Here is a 19991-nt window from a genome sequence, read left to right on the forward strand (position 1 = left end):
TCTCTCCTATTGTCCGAGTCGGTCAAGCAGGGCAGGCACATGGACCTGATCTGATTTATAGTTGCCGGTCAGCACATGCATCACCAGATTGACCCCAAAGCGATAGGCAAGTTCGCGCTGCCGTTCGCCGGCATAGCCACGCCCAACGGGCAGCAGGGGGCGGCCATTGTTATCGACGGCCCAGGCGGCGGCCCAATCATTGCCGCCAATCACCACGGGGGTAACGCCATCGTTAAGATTGCGAAAGGGGATGCCCTCCACCTGTTTGGCATCGGCGGACGCCGCCTCGACCCAGACTGCGCCACGGCTGTGACGTCCTGGAAAGTCCTGCACCAGATAAAAGGTCCGCGTCAGAACGTGATCAGTGGGCAGCGGCTCTAGCGGTGGGACATCCAGCCGCAGCGCCAGCTGTTGCAAACGTCGGCCAGCTGGACTGCTGGCACCCGCGCGGGTCAGATCCGCGTCGCGGGTGTCAAAAAGGATCATGCCACCCGTGCGCAGATAGGTATTGAGCCGGTCATAAGCCTCGCCCGAGGGCATCGCCTGATTTGCAGTCACGGGCCAATAGAGCAGCGGGTAGAACGCCAGTTCATCGCGCTCCAGATCCACGCCAGCCGGGGGCGCGGGTTCGACCGAGGTGCGAAACCGCAGGGTATTGGAGAGACCCTGAAGACCATCGCTGGCCAGTTGGTCGACCTGTGGATTGCCGGTCAGCACATGGGCAAGCGTTAGTTCCGCAGCGCGCAGAGCCGCCAGCGCGTCTGCTTTGGGGGTGACCTGGGGATCGGCTGGGCGGCTGTTCTGGTCTGTAGGGTCGGCGAGGCCCTGCGCCCGCACGCGCAGATCATCGCCGACCCCGACACTCCAGGCGAAGATTGCTACGAGCATTACGGAGGACATGTTGCTGCCCGCTTTTCCGACCAAGTGACGCGTATTGCGGGACAGCATACCTGAGAGCGACAGTGACGCAACAACGTCCAAGGCCAGTAAGAGCAGCGCAAAGCTGAGCAACAGGCCGCCCAGCGGGCGTTCCGGCGTCAAGCCATAACCGCTGAGCACAACACCTGCGGGCCATGTGGCAGCGGTCAGCGGTTCGCCCGTACGCAGGACGTTGCGGGCGATACGGCGATCCCCATTCTGGTACAAACCAGGTTGCAGGGATGGCCCTGCCTCGGCGGCTATCAGATCTGGCCCCGCAACGCCCGGCAACGCATCGGCGTCTTGCAATACACCAAAACCATCCAGCACCTGCAAAGGCGACCAGGTGGTGCCGTCCAGATCGGTCGCTTCGGGTGGTTTCGACGCAGAAGAGACGGCCAGTCGCTCCATCATCTGAACAAATAGGCCAGACAGTGGCAGGCTGCTCCATTCCGCGTTGGCGGTCACATGGAACAGGACAACGTGGCCATCTCCCATCGATTTACGGGTGACCAGCGGCGTACCATCCGACAGTTCTGCAATCACCCTGTCAGCCAGTGCGGGGTCCGGTTGGGCGACCACTTGGGACGTGACTGTTACATCGGGTGGAATGGACAGGCCAGAGAACGGCGAACCTTCGGCGAAGGGTGCAAGTGTTTTGGGTTCGCCCCAGCTCATTGCGCCGCCGATACTGCGCCCACCGCTGCGCAGGCGCACGGGCAGCAGGGGCTCTTCGTCTGTGCGGGCGGTGTCGCTGGAGGCCAGTCGCGGTCCCGCAAAGCGCAGCAGAAGCCCGCCTTGGTTCACCCAGTCGATAACGGCGGCTTCCTGATCCGGGGGCAGCCGGGCGGTATCCGCCAGTACAATCACATCTGGATTGGCCGGTAACAGATCACTTAACCCGCCTTCCAACAGGTCCGCTGTTGGGGCCAGTGCTTTGCGCAGGTAGTGCAGCGGCGACAACAAGGCGAGACCTTCGTTGCCGCTTTGGGCTGAGATAAGCGCAATCTCGCGGCGGCGGAGGCTGTCATCTGTGAGTGAGATCGCCCCAGCACTGCGCTGGCCTTGGACCTCAAACATGCGAATACGCGCGCGCAGCTCCGCAGGGAGAGACAGGCGTGCGCTGGCGTTTTGCCCGTCCGCGGCAGTGCCGCTTGGGTCGGCAAAGTCTACGGTGACGGTCCCCAATGTGCGCAGAGTGCCGCCGGGATCAGGTCCTTTGGCCAACACCGTCACGGTCTGGCTGAGGCTGTCTGAGGGGCTGGCAATGCCAGATAGTCCGCCCGCTCTGTTGGTCGGTAGGCTGCGGGCTACGGTGACCTCCATCATGCCATCGACATAGGTCACCGGGCGCAAGGCAAGCGTGGCTGTCGGATGCTGGTAGATGGTCAGGTCGCCCTGCGATGTCAGCGCATCCAGCATCTCTGCGCGGCCGGGGTAGTCCAGCCCATCACTGAACCACAGGCTATCAAAACCGCCGTCAATCTCGTTGAGATGCGTCTGGGCCGTGGCCAGCTGATCGGGAGAAGGTTGCCAGGACTGTGGAGTCTCGCCAATGATCTGGCGGCGCCAGCTGGCTGCGCTTTGGAATTGCAGTGGCTGCGGCGCGGTCAGGCGCAGAACAGCAACAGGGCGGTTTGACCGACCAGCCTCGGCCAGCAGGCGGTCGATTTCTTTGTGCGTGTGGTCCCACTCCGGGGCCCCGGCCCAGCTTCCGTCCAACACCACCAGAAGTGGCCCACGTCCGGTTGGTTCTATGGTCGGGTTCAGTACCGGTCCGGCAAGGCCGACGATGGCGGCCGCCACGACGACAAGGCGCAGCAACAGCAACCACCAAGGGGTGCGATCCGAAAGGCTGTCGTCGTCGCGCAGGCCCAGCAAGAGGGTCACGGCAGGGAAAAATCGTTTGCGCGGCGCTGGCGGAACCGCCCGCAACAGCAGCCACAACAAAGGCAGCGCCAACAATGCCAGCAACAGCCAAGGCGCGGTAAAGCCGATGCCCGCAATTGTGGTCATGGGCTGCTTCTTTCCATGGCATGAAACAACCACATCAAAGCTGCTTGTGCGCTATCGCCGGTGTGATGTGTGCCCAATCGCCAGCCAGCTGCGCGGCAAAGCCGTTCCAATGCGTCGCGTCGCTCGGCCAGCCGGTCCAGATAACGTTGGCGCAACGCGTCGGCCTTGAGGGTTTCGTGGCGCAGACCACCGCCGACGCTTTGGAAAATAGTGCGGCCTTCGAAGGGAAACTGCTCTTCTGTAGGATCAAGAACCTGCATCAACACGCCACGTACGCCGCGGTCTGCGGCCTTGGCCAAGGACTGTTCCAATGGCGTGAACGGGCCAAGGAAATCGGACAGGAATAGCACCCGCGCATGGGGCAGCATGGCGCGGTCTTCCGGCGGAGTGTAGTCGCTTGTGCCGTCTTCGCTCAGGTATTCGGCAAGCCGCAGGATCTGGGCGGTGCCGCGCCTGGGCGGTAGGTGACCACCGGTCAGGCCCACGCGTTCACCCCCGCGCAGCATCAGGACAGAGGTCGCTAAGCCCAGAAGCCGCGCGCGGTCAATTTTCTGCGGCAATGCATCGGTTGAAGCAAAGCGCATAGAGGCGCCCTGATCGACCCAGAGATGCACCGTCTGGGCAATCTGCCATTCGCGCTCACGTACAAACTGCTGATCTCCCTTCGCAGAGCGGCGGTGGTCGATCATGCGCCGGCTGTCGCCTGTCTGCACCGGGCGGTACTGCCAGAAATCATCGCCCATGCCGGCGCGGCGGCGTCCATGTTCCCCCAGCAGAACAGAGCCTGCAAGCTGCTGTGCCTGTACCAGCAGTGGCGGGAACCTGCTGGCGGCGCTTTCAGCCCGGTGCCGCAGGTCGACAGCGCGCTGTGTTGCGGGGGCGGCGGCACCGGCCGGCTGGGGGGCAGCGGATGATGTCACGCAGCCGCTCCTGGGCGGGCCAGGGTTTCAGCAGTGTCGGCAATCAAGTCGCTCAGGCTTTCACCACGGGCGCGGGCGGCAAAGTTCAGCGCCATCCGGTGGCTTAGTACCGGTTGCGCCATATCCAGCACGTCGTCAGCGTTGGGCGCAAGCCGTCCCTGCAACAGGGCACGTGCCCGCACCGCCAGCATCAGCGCCTGTGCTGCGCGTGGACCAGGACCCCAGGCCACGGTTTGCTGCACACGCTCAGAGGCACCGGGATCGTCGGGGCGGAATGCGCGCACCAGATCCAGGATCATTTCGACCACGCTGTCGCCCACGGGCATCCGGCGCAGCAGGGTCTGTGCGGCGATCAGCTCATCCGCGGTAAAGACCTGATGTGCGCTGCTCTCTTCGACCCCTGTCGTGGCCAATAGAATGTCCCGTTCGGTCTGGCGGGTTGGATAAGGTACGTCGATCTGGAACAAAAAGCGATCCAACTGTGCCTCAGGCAGGGGGTAGGTGCCTTCCTGCTCAATCGGATTCTGGGTGGCGAGCACATGAAACGGGGTGCCAAGCGGCCGGTCGGCGCCTGCTACGGTGACCACGCGTTCCTGCATTGCCTGCAACAGCGCCGATTGGGTGCGGGGGCTGGCGCGGTTGATCTCATCCGCCATCAGCAGCTGGCAGAACACAGGTCCCGGCACAAACCGAAAGGCGCGGCTGCCATCGCTGGCGGTATCCAGTACCTCGGAGCCCAGAATATCGGCAGGCATCAGGTCTGGCGTGAACTGCACGCGGTTGCCTGCAAGGCCCATCACCGTGGACAGCGTTTCCACCAGACGCGTTTTGCCCAGACCGGGCAGGCCGATCAACAGACCATGCCCCCCGCATAAAAGAGTACTGAGCGTTAGATCAACAACGCGTTTCTGACCGATAAAGCGCCGGGTGATAGAGGATCTGGCCTGTGTCAGCTTGTCTTCAAGCGCTTCAATCTCGGCCAGCAAATCGTCGGGTTCGGACATGACTTTCCCTTCACGGCGAATATATAGTGGTACTGTATCGCGTTGACAGAAAATGGCAAAAGCAATGAGCGGACAAAATCCCGTGACCACCGGCAAAAATACTCCTGAAACAGGATCCGAGCCCCCCAGTGCCGAAGGGCTGGCAGCGGCTGCCAAAACCGCCGGCAAGAGTGGCCCGCCGCCGGTCCATCTGTGGAATCCGCCGTTCTGTGGCGATTTGGATATGCGGATCGCCCGTGATGGCACCTGGTTCTACCTCGGCACGCCGATTGGCCGGTTTGAGCTGGTGCGGCTGTTTTCGTCGATTCTGAAGCTGGAAGACGGCAAATACTATCTTGTCACACCAGTGGAAAAGGTAGGCATTACGGTGGATGATGCACCGTTTGTCGCGGTGGATTTCGAGGCAACGGGGGAGGCGGCTGAGCAAGATCTCTGTTTTGAGACCCATGTCGGCGACAAAATCGTGGCTGGTCCCGAACATCCGATTCGCGTTCTCAGAGACAGCGAGACTGGCGAGCCGTCGCCGTATGTGATGGTGCGTAGTGGGCTGGAGGCGCTTATTGATCGGAAAAGCTTTTACCGGTTGGTTGATCTGGGTGCGCATCAGGATGGTTGGTTCGGCCTGTGGTCCGGTGGTGCGTTCTTTGGTGTGATCCCTTCGGCCGAGCTTGCTGACGCATCCACCTGACGACAAGGCGTGAAAATCGAGAGGGCGCGCGGCATGAAAACGGTCACGGACCGGATGATCGGCAAGGCCTTGCCCGTGTGGTGCACAGTTGGCAGAAACCCGCTTTCCTGCGCAGTGTTGTCGTCAAATTGCCAAAAATTCGCATGAAATCCTGCTCAAAGTCGGCGCAGATCTGGGGCAGATTAGAGCTGTGCAGTAGGGGGCACATCGACGGGCGTCCAGCGGGGGCTGGCCCGGCCGTTTGGTGTAAGCGCTCTCTGGTGCCGCAGTTTGGCCGCCAATCGGGGGTGGCACCATAGGAGATTTCTGATGCCCAAGTTCGCGGCCAATATTTCGTTGCTGTTTGCTGAATTGCCTTATCTGGACCGTTTTACAGCGGCGTCACGCGCGGGTTTTGAGGCTGTCGAAATCCTGTTCCCCTACGAGCTGGCCGCGAAAGAGACACAGCGGGCATTGCTTGCCAATGGGTTGGAGCTGCTGCTGATCAACGCGCCGCCGCCAAATTACACCGGTGGTATGCCGGGGTATGCCGCGCTGCCGATGGGGTCAGATCGCTTTCAACGCGATATCCGTCGCGTGCTGCGCTACGCCGAGGTTCTGCGCCCGACGATGATCCACATCATGGCGGGCTATGCCAAAGGGGATGTGGCCAAAGAGACCCTGATCCGTAATTTGCAGTGGGCTGCTGACTATGCGCCGGGCCAGCAGTTCACAATTGAGCCGCTGAACGCGGGGGATCAGCCGGGATATTTTCTGGACGACTATAATCTTGCTGTTGAAGTGCTGGAGACGGTCGATCGGGAGAATGTAGGGTTGCAATATGATGCCTATCACGCACAGTTGATCCATGGCGACGCGGCAAAGGTCTGGGAGGCCTTTGGTGATCGGGCCGTCCACGTCCAAATCGGCGCCGCACCGGGGCGGTGCGAGCCAGGAACCGGGCCCGTGGATTTCGAGCAGCTGTTCGCGGCCATCGACGAAAGTGGGTATGATGGCTGGGTCAGTGCAGAATACACCCCGAGCACCAAGAGGACCGAGGACAGTCTGGCCTGGATGGGGTGAGTCTGTCTGCGATGATCTGAGGATTGCTGTTAAGCGGCCATATCCGCGCGGATTGACGGAAATACATTCGTGAATTGCAATGTGATGTGCCGCGGGGCATAAGTTCGCCAGACACTCATTCTTGGAGCGCGCAATGCTGCCTGCACGATTTGCCCCAATTCTGTTCGGATTGATCCTGTCGGGGATCATGTCCTGTATTGTGACCGGCGTTGCAACGCTCAAGGCCGTCGGTTTCAGTGCTGAGGCACCTGGACTGTGGATGGGGGCCTGGAGTTTTGGTTGGCCTGTGGCCTTTGCTGTGGTTCTGGTGGTGGCACCCGGGGTGCGCCGATTGGTGGCGATCTTGGTGAAATCACCACCCGCGCCGAACCGCTGAACAGGACGCGTTCCCGGCCGTCATCGCAGTATCAAAGATACTTCTCTGCCGGTTGGGCTTAGCGCCATGCCATAGGCATGGCGCAGAGTTCGCTAGGTCTGGTGGATCAGTGTGCTTCCGCCCAGTTGCGACCTTGGCCTGCATCAACGACAAGTTTGACGTCCAGATGGACAGCCGGATCTGCTGCGGTTTCCATCACGCGGCGCGCCGTTTCGATGGTGTCGTCGACTGAACCCTCCGGCACTTCGAACAGCAATTCATCGTGGACTTGTAACAGCATCCGGGCAGGTAGATGCGCGATGGCGTCAGGCATGCGGATCATCGCGCGGCGGATCACGTCGGCAGCGGTGCCTTGAATCGGGGCGTTTATGGCTGCGCGTTTGGCAAAGCCTGCGCGCGGCCCCTTGGCGGCGATTTCCGGTGTGTGGATCTTGCGCCCGAAGAGCGTCTGGACATGACCGTGTTCTTTTGCAAATGCGACAGTGTCGTCCATGTAGCGGCGGATGCCGGGGAAACGCTCAAAATAGCGGTCAATAAATCCCTGTGCCTCGGCACGAGGGATGCGGAGATTGCGGGCTAGACCAAAACCGGAGATTCCATAGATCACCCCAAAGTTGATAGCTTTGGCCTGACGGCGGATGTCTGGTGTCATTTCATCCAGCGGTACGTTGAACATCTCAGAGGCGGTCAATGCGTGGATGTCCTGACCTTCGGCAAAGGCCTGTTTCAGCGTATCTATTCCGGCGACATGGGCGAGGATGCGCAATTCGATCTGGCTGTAGTCCAGCGACAGCAGCACGTTGCCATCCTCGGGCACAAAAGCCTCGCGGATGCGGCGCCCTTCTTCTGAGCGGACAGGGATGTTTTGCAGGTTCGGATCGGTCGAGGCGAGCCGCCCGGTGTTCGCGCCGGTCTGTACATAAGAGGTATGAACACGCCCGGTTTCCGCATTGATATGGTCCTGCAAGGCATCTGTATAAGTCGATTTCAGCTTGCTCAGCTGGCGCCAATCCAACACCAGCCCCGGCAAGCTGTGTTCGGTCGCAAGATCTTCCAGAATGTCGGCGCCGGTGGCATAGGCCCCCGTCTTGCCTTTTTTGCCACCTTCAAGACCTAGTTTGTCGAAGAGGATCTCGCCAAGTTGCTTTGGCGAGCCAACATTGAAGGTCTGGCCTGCTTGTTCATGAATCTCGGCCTCAAGCCCCGCCATCTTTTGGGAAAAGGCGTTAGACATGCGTGAGAGTGTATCGCGGTCGACCTTGATGCCTTCGCGTTCCATCCGGGCGAGCACTGGTACAAGGGGGCGTTCCAACGTCTCATATACCGTGGTGACACCGGCCTGGTGCAGCTGCGGTTTGAAGAACTGCCAGAGACGCAGCGTGACATCGGCATCTTCTGCCGCGTAGGCGACGGCGTCGTCAATCGGAACACGGTCAAAGGTGATCGCAGATTTACCGGTGCCGAGGAGCGGTTTGATGGGAATCGGTGTGTGGTTCAGATAGCGCTCTGACAACGTGTCCATGCCATGCCCGTGTTGGCCTGCGTGCATGGCGTAGGACATCAACATGGTGTCGTCGATCGGTGCCACGTCGATGCCCCGACGGGCAAAGATCTTGGCATCGTATTTCATGTTCTGCCCGATTTTGAGAATGCTGTCGTCTTCGAGCACTGGTTTCAACAAAGACAGCGCGTCATCAAGCGGCATCTGCCCCTCCGCCAGCTCGTCTGAACCAAACAGGTCATTGCTGCTGCCAGATTTGTGGGTCAGCGGAATATAGCATGCGGTGCCGGGTTCGACGCAAAGCGAGATACCGACAAGCTCGACGACCATCTCATCAAAGCCCGTGGTTTCGGTATCCACGGCCACCCAACCGCGGTCGCGGATTTGGGCGATCCATTTGTTTAGCGCGGCAGCATCGCGGACGCATTCGTAAGCGGTGCTGTCAAATGGCAAATCGACCACGGCAGGTGCGTTTGTAGTGGCAGCGGTGCCGACGGATGCCTCTGCGATTGCTGGGGCTTCTTTGCCAAACTGATCTGCAACCCTCTTTGACAGAGTGCGGAATTCCATCTCGGCCAAAAAGCCAAGCAACTGATCAGCCTGGGGTTCGCGCACGCCGAGATCATCGAGGGTAAAGTTCAGATCCATATTGCAATCAAGCTGAACAAGCTGGCGTGACAGCTCAATCTGGTCTCGTTTTTCAATCAGGGTCTGGCGTCGTTTCGGCTGTTTGATTTCCTCGGCCCGGTCCAGCAGCTCATCTAGGCTGCCGTACTCGTTGATCAACAGGGCAGCGGTTTTGATCCCGATGCCGGGCGCGCCCGGAACGTTGTCGACGCTGTCGCCGGCCAGCGCCTGCACATCAACAACGCGGTCGGGACCGACACCGAATTTCTCATGCACGCCATCGCTATCAATACGCTTGTTCTTCATGGCGTCCAGCATTTCTACGCCGCCACCGACCAGCTGCATCAGATCCTTGTCAGACGAGATGATGGTGACGCGGCCCCCTGCCTCGCGGGCGCGGCAGGAAAGTGTGGCGATGATGTCATCTGCCTCAAACCCTTCTTGCTCTTTACAGGCGATATTGAACGCTTCGGTCGCGGTGCGGGTCAGTGGTATCTGCGGGCGCAGATCCTCGGGCATGGCTTCGCGATTGGCCTTGTACTGATCATAGAGATCGTTGCGGAAGGTGTGCGACCCTTTGTCGAAAATGACTGCGACATGGGTCGGCGCGTCCGGGCCGGTATTGCCCTCGACATAGCGGTGCAGCATGTTGCAGAACCCGGCTACGGCCCCAATCGGCAATCCGTCGGATTTTCGCGTCAGCGGCGGTAGCGCATGATAGGCGCGAAAGATAAAGGCCGATCCGTCGATCAGATGCAGGTGGCAGCCGGTGCCAAATGGGGTGGTGGTCATGGCCGATGCTCCGGGAGTTTCGCGTTGACCTCCGTTATCGGTGATCCCGCAAGCGAGAGCAATTGCCGTTTCACCCGCGTCTCGGCGCGGGCTGCCCGCTATGATCAGGCCACCGGCCGCTTGCAAGCCCTGCACGATCGCGGGCGATTGAAAGGGACAAGGGAAAAAATTGTATCAATGGTCAAACTCATGGAGCCGACTGTTGGGCACCAGCTGACAAAGGTGTCAGGCTGTCTTCTTCTCGGTCGGTTTGGCCTTTTTGCCTTGTACGAGGACGCGCATTTCGTCCCGCGACATTGGTTTGCCGAAGTAAAATCCCTGTACCGAGGCACAGTTTTCTAATCGCAGGAATTGTAGTTCATCCTCGACTTCGACACCTTCAGCGAGCACGGGGATGTCCAAGGCTGCACCAAGGAGGAGAGTCGAGCGGACAATCGCTGCACGCTGCGCATCCTTGTGCACGTTCTGGACGAAACTGCGGTCGATTTTGATCTTGTCGAACGGAAAGGTTTGTAGCATGGCCAGCGACGAATACCCGGTGCCGAAGTCATCCATTGCGATGCGCAGCCCCATGTTCTTGAGCTGTTGCATGACCTTCAGCGTGTGAACCTGATCGTCGATAATACTGGCTTCGGTAATTTCCAGTTCCAGCTGTTGTGCGGACAGACCCGTTTCCAGAAGAATGTCAGAGACATGTTCAACAAATGATGGCTGCATCAGCTGCTGAGGTGCAACATTCACAGCGATATTATACTGACCGTGCCACGTGCTGGCCTCGTGGCAAGCGGTTCGCAGCACCCAGAGCCCTATCTGACGGATCAGACCGGTTTCTTCAGCGATTGGAATAAAGGTAGTCGGCGGTACGCGCCCTCTGGTCGGGTGGTTCCAGCGCAACAGGACCTCAAACCCTACGGGTTCCAGCGACGTCAGGTCGTTTTGCAGTTGATACGCCAGTTCAAACTGATCTCCGGCTTTGCAGGCCTGCCGCAGATCGTTGACCAGTTCGAGACGTTCACGGCTGTGTTGCTCCATCTGAGCGTTGAACAAACAGATGTGGCGGTCTGCGTCGGCCTTGGCGCGATACATGGCGACATCGGATTTGTGCAGGAGATCGCGGATATCACGCCCGTCTTCTTGACTGGTGGCGACGCCGATTGCGACGCCGATGATTGCGGATGTATTGTCGAAATCAACCGGCTCCACGATCAGCGCATGCAGGCGTTCAGCAAAGGCCATGACCTGATCAACCCTGCGGAACCCCCGCTTAAACGCAACAAATTCGTCGCCGCCGACGCGCGCAATGAATTCGTCCTGCTCCACCGCAGCTGCAAGCCGGTCAGCGACAGTTCCAAGAACTATGTCCCCAGCCGCATGGCCGTAGAGGTCATTGATTTCTTTGAACAGATTCAAATCCAATGTCAGCACCGCGACGCGCTCGGTTTCGTCGCGTTCCAGCAGCTCTGTCAGGCTGGCCATCTTGCGGGTCAGCGACATGCGATTCGGTAGGCCGGTTAGCGGATCATGCAGCGCGGCATGCTGCAGTTGGCCACGGGCCTCACTTTCCATATTGGTTTCAATGCTTAGCGCCGCGAAACCGATCATTAGGATGATCGCCATTGCACCCAGGATGAGCAAGCTAAGCGTGGTGTCGGAAATCACTTCGGCTGGGACCGAATATAGCGGGCTCAGCTGTACAGTGATCGCGGACATACCGGTGAAATGCATGGTGCAGATTGTCAGGCTCATCAGGGCCACGGAGACAAGCCAATGACGTCCTTCCGAAAACCGCGTGATATAACCGTAAGTCGCCATCCCGAACAGCGCTCCCAGTAGGATCGACGACACAAGTGGCGTCGTTTCCCAGACAATTTCACCTGGTAGTAGATAGCCCGTCATGCCGAGGTAGTGCATGGTCGAGACGCTAAGACCGAACATCGCGCCACTTGCCGCAACTCGGTAGCTGGTGGAGTGGGCGAGCGCATAAACCCCGTTGGTCATGACCATTCCCAAGACCGCAGCTCCAAGCGACAGTGCGGTTGTCAAGGGATCGTACCCATGGATGTACCCCGGATCAAAGGCCAGCATCGCAATGAAGTGAGTGGTCCAAACGGTGCCGCCGCTGATCAGGCTGGTCAGAGCCAACTGGACCAGTTTGCGGTTACCGACTGTGTGGCCAAGCCGTTGCGTCATCAGTACAGACAGACAGGACCCGATAACGCAGACAAGTGCTGCTACGGCCACAAGGCCAAGGTTGTGCTCCTGCGTGATGCATTGAACGACGCTGTACATCTCAGTCTCCGGTGGCGACAGAATTAACCTCTATGTCTTGCATGAGGATCGTAAATAAACCGCTACCACGGCCCACGTTTGCGGCCTCTAACGGCGTGCAATTGTGCTCAATTTGCGGTAAATTTCGGCTGAGCAGAACGCAAAAAACGCCACCATGACTGGCAGCGTTTCTAGGAAGCAAAAATGTTAGATTGTTACGCTACAATGTCCGCAGCGTCTTTGTGTACATATCTGCAGTCGCAATAGGGGCATTCGACAAATCCGTCGGCTTCGGGGATTTGCAGGTAGACCCGTGGATGTCCCAGCGCACCTTCGCTGCCGTCGCAGGCAATGCGGTAGCTCTCCACGATCTTGGTTTCCGGCGCTTGGATGGTCATCGCTGGCGGTCCTCTTGGTTATCAGTTAGGGGCTTTTATGAGCCAAGGGAAAACCGGGGGCAAGGGCCGCGATGACAGAGGACGCAATCCGTATTGAAGGTTTGCAAAAAACCTACAAGGGCAGCCGGGCGCAACCGGCGAAACAGGCACTTAACGGGATTGATCTGAGAATCCCGCGCGGGTCAGTTTTTGGCCTGCTGGGGCCGAACGGTGCTGGAAAATCCACGATGATCAATATCCTGGCTGGTCTGGTACTCAAGACCGCCGGCAAGGTCACGATCTGGGGATTTGATCAGGATGCAAATCCGCGCCAATCGCGTGCTTCAATCGGGGTTATGCCACAAGAGCTGAATCTTGATCCATTTTTTAGTCCACGCGGCGCGCTGGAGGTGCAGGCTGGTCTATATGGCGTGCCGAAATCCGAACGGCGCAGCGATGAAATCCTGCGCATGGTCGGGTTGGAGGGTAAGGCCCATGCCTATGCGCGGACGTTGTCGGGGGGGATGCAGCGGCGTCTGCTGCTGGGCAAGGCGCTGGTTCATCATCCGAATATCCTGGTGCTAGATGAACCAACGGCAGGTGTGGATATCGAATTGCGGCAGATGCTGTGGGAAAACATTCGCAAGCTGAACGCCGAAGGGATGACCATTATCCTGACCACACACTACCTCGAAGAGGCTGAGGAAATGTGTGATGAAATCGCCATTATCAATGCTGGAAACCTGGTGGCACGCGACACCACGGCAAACCTGCTGGGTCGGTTGGATGCCAAGGCGATGGTGGTGCATCCGGCGTCACCGGTGACCGAATTGCCAACCGGAGCAGGGATCACGTCGGACCTGCGCGGTGACGGCGCGGTGATCCTGCGATATCATGGCAATGCCACCAGTGCCGAAGAGGTGCTGTCAGCGGTCCGCGCGGCTGGCATCTCTATCCGTGACGTGAAGACCGAGGAAGCCGATCTTGAAGACGTGTTCTTGGCGTTGACCAAATCGCGCGGCTAAGCGCGGCAGCCGAGGAAACGTGCGAAATGGCCCGGATCAGAGCCTATTCCACCCGTCACTGGGTCTCGACACAGTGACGGCGAAAGGCGCGTTTCAGCATGTCCAGTTCAGCGCGTAGCAGCTCTATCTCGACTCTGAGATCATCGCCTGTCAGTTCGCCGCAGACGAGGGTGAAATCGCCCAGTTTGGAATCGCTGGCTAGGTCGTAGATGACAAAGCTCTGGACGCCGTCTGCAATAGCTTCTGTCGGGATAGGGATCTGTAAGGCCCATTCGCCGCTGGTTTCGCTCTCGACAATTGTCACGCCAGCAACTGGGCGATCCAGATGGCGGACGTCAATTGTTGGTGCTTGACCGGTGTTGCCTGTCCCTGCAATCTGCCCTTCCCACAGTGCGTCGCGAAAACGAGTTTTGGTCAATGTCAGTTGGCTCATATCCGGGCCTCTCGAATGCAGGTTACAGGCTGGCGCGGCGGCTGCGCGACAGGGTGACATCGCGCAGGGTCACCTGGTTCATTTCAGGAGCTTCAAAGATCAGCTCAAGCCAGAGCCGTTCTACCCGCTTTTCGTTCAGCTCGGCGTAGGCGAGATCGTATTCAACATGGGTCCGTTTGCTGCCCATTGGCATCTCGCGCACCAGCTGTTCGGTGTTGGGGCCGTGTTTGATATTGAGTCGGGCAAAAATCTCGATCGGGTTTTCGGTTTCCAGCGTGCAATCGACCCGCAGCAGGTGGTCTCTGCTTAATCCATCAGTCACCTCCGCAGGGAGTTCGATGACCAGGGACAGGAAAGAACCGTCAAATCGAAACACATCCAGCCGAACGCCGTAAGGCGCGAGGTCTTCGTCACGGTTGTTTCGCAACTGACGCAGGGTCAGCTCTGAGACGGTGCAGTCGTGGAACAGCTGCACCTCGTCGCCCAAGCGCGTTTTACTGGAAACAGAAGAGGCACCGGGAACGGGCAGGGGCCCGCGCCACAGTTCTGGTCGCCAGCCCCAATCGGTGCCATGCGGGCGTGGAAAGGCGTTGGACCCGATCTGAGGAAGCGCCAACCGCCCCTCGGCGATATGGATCAGCCGGTCCAGATGAAAGCGCAGCTTTCGGGCGCGGTTGCGCTGGTCCCGCAAACGGCTGAGCGGGGCTTTGTGGGCCTGCTGTGCAAGCCGGCGCCAACGTTCCAATACGCGCGCGAATAGCAGTTTTTCGACGATCCTGCCCATGGGCTCAATATCCTTGGTGCGCGATACGATAACCGGCGTGAAACCGGGAACTCGTGGCGGCCTCTTTGTTTTCTTGACCCTACCCAATGCGCGGTCCGCTGACAAATCCTCTCACGAATGTTCGGCTAGCCCATACGTGCGGACACCGGAGAGACGGGGTGTCAATTTTGTCCGTTCGGTGCGGCGTCAAGATCTGCGGTAACAGAGGCCTCAAGCGTTTTGGCGGTCAGCTCATCCAGCAGCCGTGCGCCGCGCCCGCCGAGATTCCGACTGCTGCTGGGCGCATATAGCGCTACGGCAACAAGCTGGTCATTCAGCACAAAGGCCCCGCGCCAATGTACCGGGCTGGCGCCGCGTGCGCGGTGGTCTGGCATGTTCAGCTTTACCAACGGCAACATCAGGTCATTGCGCTCCGCCAGCAATCGCGCCCCGCGTGCATTCTCGTAGATCTGAGCGCTTGTCAAAGCGGCATCACCGGTTCCCGCAGGCCCGACGGCAACAGTGATCAGGGCGCGATTTCGGCTGGAGAGATCGGAGCCGGGACGCAGGCTGGCGCAAGGCACAATAATGGCAAAGCCACCATCGGCCCGGTGACCGGTCATGCGAGCGTCGATGCAGAAGCCTTTTGGTGGAACCAGATGAATGGTGCCGCTGGCGAAGCTCATCCGGGTGATATCGTCTGGGTATTCTTCGGTGGCGTTAGCGCCCGATGATGGCGCGGTTCCAGGGGCGCAGGCCGCCAGCAGCACTGCCAAGCCAGAGGCCATGACCATTCGCTGTATGCTCTGACGCAGATCCGCGCGCGGAATATGCTGTGCGCCAATGCAAACGCGCTGTGCAAGGGCGATAGAAATGCAACAGGTCCACACTCGATTTAGGGTTGCGGCCCACTCGTTTTTCGCGCGTTTACCTGACTGCTTTCTATCATGAATAGATGCGATTTTTCCGTTAGTTACGGTTGTCACGGTTGTTTCCGCCTGTCTTTGTCTTGCTCCCTGCCGGGATAGTTCGGGCCTTTGGTCGGGGCAAGCACCCGATGCAAAAGTCGACAGTGTGTTGCCTTGTAATGTCAGGGTGCAGTGATTAGGCTCTTTTCGCTGTGCAGGCAGCAGGCGGCCTCACACCGGCATTTTCCGACAGGCAAAAGGAGCAGGGGATGAAATCCACCCTGTTTTCATTCATCTGGACCTATTCACGGCGCCAGCAAATAGGTCTGTTGGCCCTGACGGTGGTCACATTTCCGTTTCTATTCGCCGCGTTGGAATTGCCAAAACGGATCATTAACGATGCGATCGGTGCCCCGATGGACCGCATCGTCGTCCTGGGGCAGGAAATCGGCCAGGTCGATTATCTCCTGCTTTTGTGTTGTGGGTTTCTTGCTGCCGTCATGATCAGTGGCCTGCTGAAAATGCGACTCAACACGATGAAGGGTGTTGTTGCCGAGCGCCTATTGCGGCGTCTGCGCTATACGCTGATCAGCCGTATGATGCGCTTTCCGACCCCCTATTTCCGCACCACCAGTCAGGGTGAGATGGTGTCAATGATCACCTCTGAGTCTGAACCTATGGGGGGGCTGATGGGCGATGCCGTTGCGCAACCTGTATTTCAGGCCGGGCAGATGCTGACGATTGTCACCTTCTTGTTCATGCAAAGCGTTTGGTTCGGCCTGGCCTCGGTTGCGCTGATCCCGCTTCAGGCGTGGTTGATCCCGATGCTGCAACGTCAAATCAACTTGCTAAACAAGGATCGCATCCAAGAGGTCCGGGCATTGTCAGCCGAAATCGGTGAAACAGCGGCTGGCATTAGCGATCTGCGTATCAACGGCGGGCGCCGCTATCGGTTGGCGCAGATTTCCGCGCGTCTGGGGCGGTTGTTCGACATTCGGCGACGGATTTATTCCAAAAAATACTTCATGAAGTTCCTCAACAACATGATCGGCCACCTGACGCCCTTCGTGTTTTATTCGGCGGGTGGCGTATTGGCGATCCGGGGCGATATCACCGTGGGGGCGCTCGTGGCCGCGCTGGCAGCTTACAAGGATCTGTCTGCCCCCTGGCGCGAGCTTTTGACCTATTACAATCAGGTGCAGGACATGAGTCTGCGCTGGTCGATCATGACTGAGCGGTTTGCACCCAAAGGCATGATCGCGGAGGAGTTGATCGTCGGCACGCCTGCCGACATTCCGCATCTGCGCGGTGCGATCGAATTGCGCAATGTGTCAGTCAAGGATGCTGACGGCAACATGGTGCTGGAGGATCTGTCCCTGGCCATCCCTGCCGGTGGGCGCGTCGCGATCCAAAGCAGCAGCGAAGCCGAGCGCGCGGCATTTGCGGCCCTGTTGACGCGCGAGGTGTTGCCTGCCCGTGGGTCCGTGACGATAGCGGGCCATCGGCTAGATCAGTTGCATCAGGGCGTTATTGCAGCGCGCGTGGGCTATGCCTATTCGCGGCCGTATCTCTTTAACGGCTCGCTCGGGGATAATGTGTTAATGTCCTTGCGCGATCAGCCCCATATGCCGCCGGGTGCTGAAACAAGGGGGCAAAGCCGCACCATGACGGAAGCCTGTCGTGCGGGTAATAGTCCAGATTCGCTTGCGGCAGACTGGATCAACCCGGCTTTGGCTGGCTTGGGGTCGGAAAGCGAGCTGCGCGACTGGTGGTTCCAGCTGGTCGAGGCTATGGGCATCGACGAGCAATTGTTCCGCCGTACCTTGCACACGCGGTTCCAGATCGGCCCACATCTGGGGCTTGTGCAACAGATCGTATCGCTGCGTCCGAAAATTGCCGAGCGCCTGCAACAGGCTGGCCTTGCAGATGTGGTGAACCGGTTTGACCCGGATGTGTTTAATCCGGCGGTTCCCTTGGGGGGGAACATCCTGTTTGCCGCCCCAACCCGCGCCATTGCGCCCGAAGAACTGATTGCCGCTGACGGGCCGATTGTCAGCGCATTGCGAAACAATGGGCTACAGGATGACGTGATCGCCTTTGGCCTGAGCGTGATGGAAACCTTGCAGCAGACCTTTGGCCGGGTTGATACGAACCACCCGTTGTTTAAGCGGCTTGGCCTTGATGAGGCACTATATCAGCGCATCGCCGAGGTCGCTGATCGGCAGGCCACCCTTGGCGTGGCAGGCTTGCGGGAGGATGAGCGGGTACTGTTGGCGTCGGTGCCGTTTCTGATCTCCGAAGAGCAGATCGGCACGCCTTTTCCCGAGCGTTTCAAGCGCCGCATTTTGGACATTCGGCGCGACAGTGGACCCGCTTTGCAGGCGCAATTGGGCGATCTCTTTATCCCGATTACACCGGATGCCTATTTTCCACGGCTGACAGTGCTGGAAAACGTGCTTTATGGCCGTCTGTCGCTGATGGCAGGGGCCAAGGCCAAGCAGGTCGAAGATCTTGTTGCTGAGGTGCTAGAAGAGAATGGGTTGCGCAAGCGATTGGCGCTAATCCTCTATGACTTGCCCGCAGGCCTTGGCGGCACTGCGTTGGAACCGGTGTTTCAGGAGCGTGCCGCCTTTACCCGCGCGGCGATCAAGCGGCCTGATATCCTGATCCTGGATCGCGCGTTGGCAAGCCATGACAGCGCCAGCCGGTTGCAGTCGCGCGACCGGTTGGCCAAGCTGATGCCGCATGCCACAATGCTGTTTATCGAAGACCAGTTCAATCACCCGGACCGCTATGATCTTTTTGTGAAAATTAGCAACGGCCGTATTGACGGCGTGGAAGGCGAGCTGACCGAACCCACAGAGAAAATCGCGGGTAGCGATTTGGGCAAGCGGCTGGAATTGATTCAGAGCACCGAGCTGTTTGCACAGCTGGATGCCCGCAACCAGCGCCTGCTTGCTTTCTCGGCGCGTTGGCATGATGTGGTCAAGGGCGACTATGTGTTTCAGTCTGGAGAAAGCGCCGATGCCGTGTTTCTCTGCTTAAGCGGCAAAGCCGATTTGTTCTGGCCGGGTAGCGACCTAAACGCCAATCCGATTTCTCAGATTGAGCCGGGACGTCTGATTGGCGATCTTGCGGTAATTTTGCGTGACACAAGGCAGCTGGACTTATTTGCGGTGGAAGATTGTAGTTTTCTAAGGATCGGCGCTGAGGAATATCGTGCGGTGATCGAATCTGACTCCGGTGTTGCGGTGCAGTTGCTTGAAACCGTTGCACGGCATTTGGTGCAGACCGCAGGGGTGGCGCGGGCCGCGAAACAGAACGTTGCGGACAGTGACCGGCTTTCGATGGCCGCAGCCCTGCCAGATACAATGGAGCAGGCCGACAATGTCCACTGACACCGCTTACGTTGCTCATGCACAATTGGTTGAGGCGGCGCGGCAAAGACCGCAGATATGGCGGCTTCTATTGGGGCTGCTTTTGGTCGTGGTGCTCAGCTATGCGGGCACCAATGTGACAGTGCGATTGCTGATCGTTGCCTTCCCTGGCGATTGGATCGGCGATCTGCCTACAGGCAAAACGCCGATTGCGATGTTCGTCCTGCTTGGCAGCTTCCTGTTTGTGACTTGCGCGGTTGCCTTCGTTCTACCATTTTTGCACCGTCGCAGTCTTGCCAGTTTGATTGGCCCGTTCCATCTGGCCGTGTATCAGTTTCTGCGGACTGGCGCTGGCTTGCTGTGTCTCATCGCTGGGCTGGCTTTGCTGTGGCTGATATTGCCCGGCGAGCTTGCGGGCGGCACAATGACGGATCTTGTGCCGAATCTCGATTTAGGGCCTTGGCTGTTATTGTTGCCCTTGGCATTGATCGCGGTATTTGTGCAAATCAGTGCTGAGGAGGTTCTGTTTCGCGGCTATCTTCAGCAGGCGCTTGCAGCGCGGTTTCAGCATCCGTTGATCTGGCTACTGTTGCCTTCAGCCTTGTTCGCCGCCGGTCACTACGCGCCAGCGGATGCCGGGGACAACGCGCCCTTGATCGCGCTTTGGGCGGGTGGGTTTGGTTTGCTGATGGCGGATCTGACAGCAAGAGCTGGCACCTTAGGTCCGGCTATGGCTGTTCATTTTGCCAATAATATCATTGCGATCCTCTTATTCGGCTCTCCCACCAGCTTGTCTGGGCTGGCTTTGTATCTGGTCCCTTTTGAGCTGTCTGATCCGGTTGCGGTACGTCAGATGCTGTGGATTGACTTTGCTATTGTGGGGCTTTGCTGGTTGGTTGCGCGGCTTGCCATCCGGCGCTGATTGCATTTAGACGC

15 protein-coding genes are annotated in these 19991 nt (G+C 58.9%); 6 read left to right on the forward strand and 9 right to left on the reverse strand.

What is annotated here, in order from left to right; all coding sequences use genetic code 11:
- Positions 1-6: 6 nt before the first annotated feature.
- The 3 genes from PhaeoP97_RS00470 to PhaeoP97_RS00480 are packed head-to-tail and all read right to left on the reverse strand — an operon-like array spanning position 7 to position 4858.
- Complete coding sequence (locus PhaeoP97_RS00470) at positions 7-2934, reverse strand: DUF4159 domain-containing protein (RefSeq protein ID WP_072503396.1); 2928 nt, start codon at positions 2932-2934, stop codon at positions 7-9.
- Positions 2931-3854: a DUF58 domain-containing protein gene (locus PhaeoP97_RS00475; RefSeq protein ID WP_072503397.1), complete on the reverse strand. Its 924-nt coding sequence runs from the start codon at positions 3852-3854 to the stop codon at positions 2931-2933. The genes PhaeoP97_RS00470 and PhaeoP97_RS00475 overlap by 4 nt, the downstream gene beginning before the upstream one ends.
- Positions 3851-4858 carry an AAA family ATPase gene (locus tag PhaeoP97_RS00480; protein ID WP_072503398.1) on the reverse strand — a complete coding sequence of 336 codons (1008 nt, stop codon included), beginning with the start codon at positions 4856-4858 and terminating at the stop codon, positions 3851-3853. The genes PhaeoP97_RS00475 and PhaeoP97_RS00480 overlap by 4 nt, the downstream gene beginning before the upstream one ends.
- A 64-nt stretch (positions 4859-4922) precedes the next feature.
- On the opposite strand from PhaeoP97_RS00480, the gene PhaeoP97_RS00485 reads away from it, so the two are divergent.
- The 3 genes from PhaeoP97_RS00485 to PhaeoP97_RS00495 all read left to right on the forward strand — a co-directional run bounded on the left by PhaeoP97_RS00485 (position 4923) and on the right by PhaeoP97_RS00495 (position 6984).
- Positions 4923-5546 carry a DUF1285 domain-containing protein gene (locus PhaeoP97_RS00485; RefSeq protein WP_083570410.1) on the forward strand — a complete coding sequence of 208 codons (624 nt, stop codon included), beginning with the start codon at positions 4923-4925 and terminating at the stop codon, positions 5544-5546.
- 309 nt (positions 5547-5855) lie between these two features.
- A complete protein-coding gene (locus tag PhaeoP97_RS00490; RefSeq protein WP_072503399.1) occupies positions 5856-6608 on the forward strand; it encodes a hydroxypyruvate isomerase family protein in 753 nt (250 codons plus the stop codon).
- Between the two features lie 133 nt (positions 6609-6741).
- On the forward strand, positions 6742-6984 hold the full coding sequence (locus PhaeoP97_RS00495; protein WP_072503400.1) for a DUF2798 domain-containing protein: 243 nt from the start codon (positions 6742-6744) through the stop codon (positions 6982-6984).
- Between the two features lie 106 nt (positions 6985-7090).
- On the opposite strand, the gene polA is transcribed toward PhaeoP97_RS00495, so the two are convergent.
- The 3 genes from polA to PhaeoP97_RS00510 all read right to left on the reverse strand — a co-directional run bounded on the left by polA (position 7091) and on the right by PhaeoP97_RS00510 (position 12570).
- Entirely contained in the window at positions 7091-9904 is a 2814-nt protein-coding gene (gene polA / locus PhaeoP97_RS00500) for a DNA polymerase I (protein WP_072503401.1), read from the reverse strand.
- Positions 9905-10129: 225 nt separating this feature from the next.
- Positions 10130-12193: a bifunctional diguanylate cyclase/phosphodiesterase gene (locus PhaeoP97_RS00505; RefSeq protein WP_072503402.1), complete on the reverse strand. Its 2064-nt coding sequence runs from the start codon at positions 12191-12193 to the stop codon at positions 10130-10132.
- Between the two features lie 194 nt (positions 12194-12387).
- On the reverse strand, positions 12388-12570 hold the full coding sequence (locus PhaeoP97_RS00510; protein WP_072503403.1) for a zinc-finger domain-containing protein: 183 nt from the start codon (positions 12568-12570) through the stop codon (positions 12388-12390).
- Between the two features lie 71 nt (positions 12571-12641).
- Here PhaeoP97_RS00510 and PhaeoP97_RS00515 point away from each other — a divergent pair, with 71 nt between their 5' ends.
- Positions 12642-13574, forward strand: a complete 933-nt coding sequence (locus PhaeoP97_RS00515; RefSeq protein ID WP_072503404.1) for an ABC transporter ATP-binding protein — start codon at positions 12642-12644, stop codon at positions 13572-13574.
- 55 nt (positions 13575-13629) lie between these two features.
- Here the strand turns inward: PhaeoP97_RS00515 and PhaeoP97_RS00520 are convergent, their stop codons facing one another.
- From PhaeoP97_RS00520 to PhaeoP97_RS00530, 3 genes are all read right to left on the reverse strand, one after another.
- Positions 13630-14007, reverse strand: a complete 378-nt coding sequence (locus PhaeoP97_RS00520) for a hypothetical protein (protein ID WP_072503405.1) — start codon at positions 14005-14007, stop codon at positions 13630-13632.
- A gap of 22 nt (positions 14008-14029) precedes the next feature.
- On the reverse strand, positions 14030-14791 hold the full coding sequence (locus PhaeoP97_RS00525; protein WP_072503406.1) for a DUF6478 family protein: 762 nt from the start codon (positions 14789-14791) through the stop codon (positions 14030-14032).
- A 161-nt stretch (positions 14792-14952) separates the two neighbouring features.
- Complete coding sequence (locus PhaeoP97_RS00530) at positions 14953-15564, reverse strand: hypothetical protein (protein ID WP_072503407.1); 612 nt, start codon at positions 15562-15564, stop codon at positions 14953-14955.
- 383 nt (positions 15565-15947) lie between these two features.
- Between PhaeoP97_RS00530 and PhaeoP97_RS00535 the strand changes: the two genes are divergently transcribed.
- Positions 15948-19076 (forward strand): ABC transporter transmembrane domain-containing protein, encoded by a 3129-nt coding sequence (locus PhaeoP97_RS00535; RefSeq protein ID WP_192849673.1) that lies wholly within the window; start codon positions 15948-15950, stop codon positions 19074-19076.
- Positions 19066-19977 carry a CPBP family intramembrane glutamic endopeptidase gene (locus PhaeoP97_RS00540; RefSeq protein WP_072503408.1) on the forward strand — a complete coding sequence of 304 codons (912 nt, stop codon included), beginning with the start codon at positions 19066-19068 and terminating at the stop codon, positions 19975-19977. The genes PhaeoP97_RS00535 and PhaeoP97_RS00540 overlap by 11 nt, the downstream gene beginning before the upstream one ends.
- Positions 19978-19991 lie beyond the last annotated feature (14 nt).

The organism is Phaeobacter porticola, from assembly GCF_001888185.1.
Classification (GTDB): domain Bacteria; phylum Pseudomonadota; class Alphaproteobacteria; order Rhodobacterales; family Rhodobacteraceae; genus Phaeobacter; species Phaeobacter porticola.

Bases quoted from the DNA above. Each gene is read 5' to 3' on its own strand.
- PhaeoP97_RS00495 (WP_072503400.1), top strand. From the start codon at position 6,742: ATGCTGCCTGCACGATTTGCCCCAATTCTGTTCGGATTGATCCTGTCG.
- PhaeoP97_RS00490 (WP_072503399.1), top strand. From the start codon at position 5,856: ATGCCCAAGTTCGCGGCCAATATTTCGTTGCTGTTTGCTGAATTGCCT.
- PhaeoP97_RS00510 (WP_072503403.1), bottom strand. From the start codon at position 12,570: ATGACCATCCAAGCGCCGGAAACCAAGATCGTGGAGAGCTACCGCATT.
- PhaeoP97_RS00525 (WP_072503406.1), bottom strand. From the start codon at position 14,791: ATGGGCAGGATCGTCGAAAAACTGCTATTCGCGCGCGTATTGGAACGT.
- PhaeoP97_RS00480 (WP_072503398.1), bottom strand. From the start codon at position 4,858: ATGTCCGAACCCGACGATTTGCTGGCCGAGATTGAAGCGCTTGAAGAC.
- PhaeoP97_RS00515 (WP_072503404.1), top strand. From the start codon at position 12,642: ATGACAGAGGACGCAATCCGTATTGAAGGTTTGCAAAAAACCTACAAG.
- PhaeoP97_RS00520 (WP_072503405.1), bottom strand. From the start codon at position 14,007: ATGAGCCAACTGACATTGACCAAAACTCGTTTTCGCGACGCACTGTGG.
- PhaeoP97_RS00535 (WP_192849673.1), top strand. From the start codon at position 15,948: ATGAAATCCACCCTGTTTTCATTCATCTGGACCTATTCACGGCGCCAG.
- PhaeoP97_RS00470 (WP_072503396.1), bottom strand. From the start codon at position 2,934: ATGACCACAATTGCGGGCATCGGCTTTACCGCGCCTTGGCTGTTGCTG.
- PhaeoP97_RS00505 (WP_072503402.1), bottom strand. From the start codon at position 12,193: ATGTACAGCGTCGTTCAATGCATCACGCAGGAGCACAACCTTGGCCTT.
- PhaeoP97_RS00485 (WP_083570410.1), top strand. From the start codon at position 4,923: ATGAGCGGACAAAATCCCGTGACCACCGGCAAAAATACTCCTGAAACA.
- PhaeoP97_RS00540 (WP_072503408.1), top strand. From the start codon at position 19,066: ATGTCCACTGACACCGCTTACGTTGCTCATGCACAATTGGTTGAGGCG.
- PhaeoP97_RS00530 (WP_072503407.1), bottom strand. From the start codon at position 15,564: ATGGTCATGGCCTCTGGCTTGGCAGTGCTGCTGGCGGCCTGCGCCCCT.
- polA (WP_072503401.1), bottom strand. From the start codon at position 9,904: ATGACCACCACCCCATTTGGCACCGGCTGCCACCTGCATCTGATCGAC.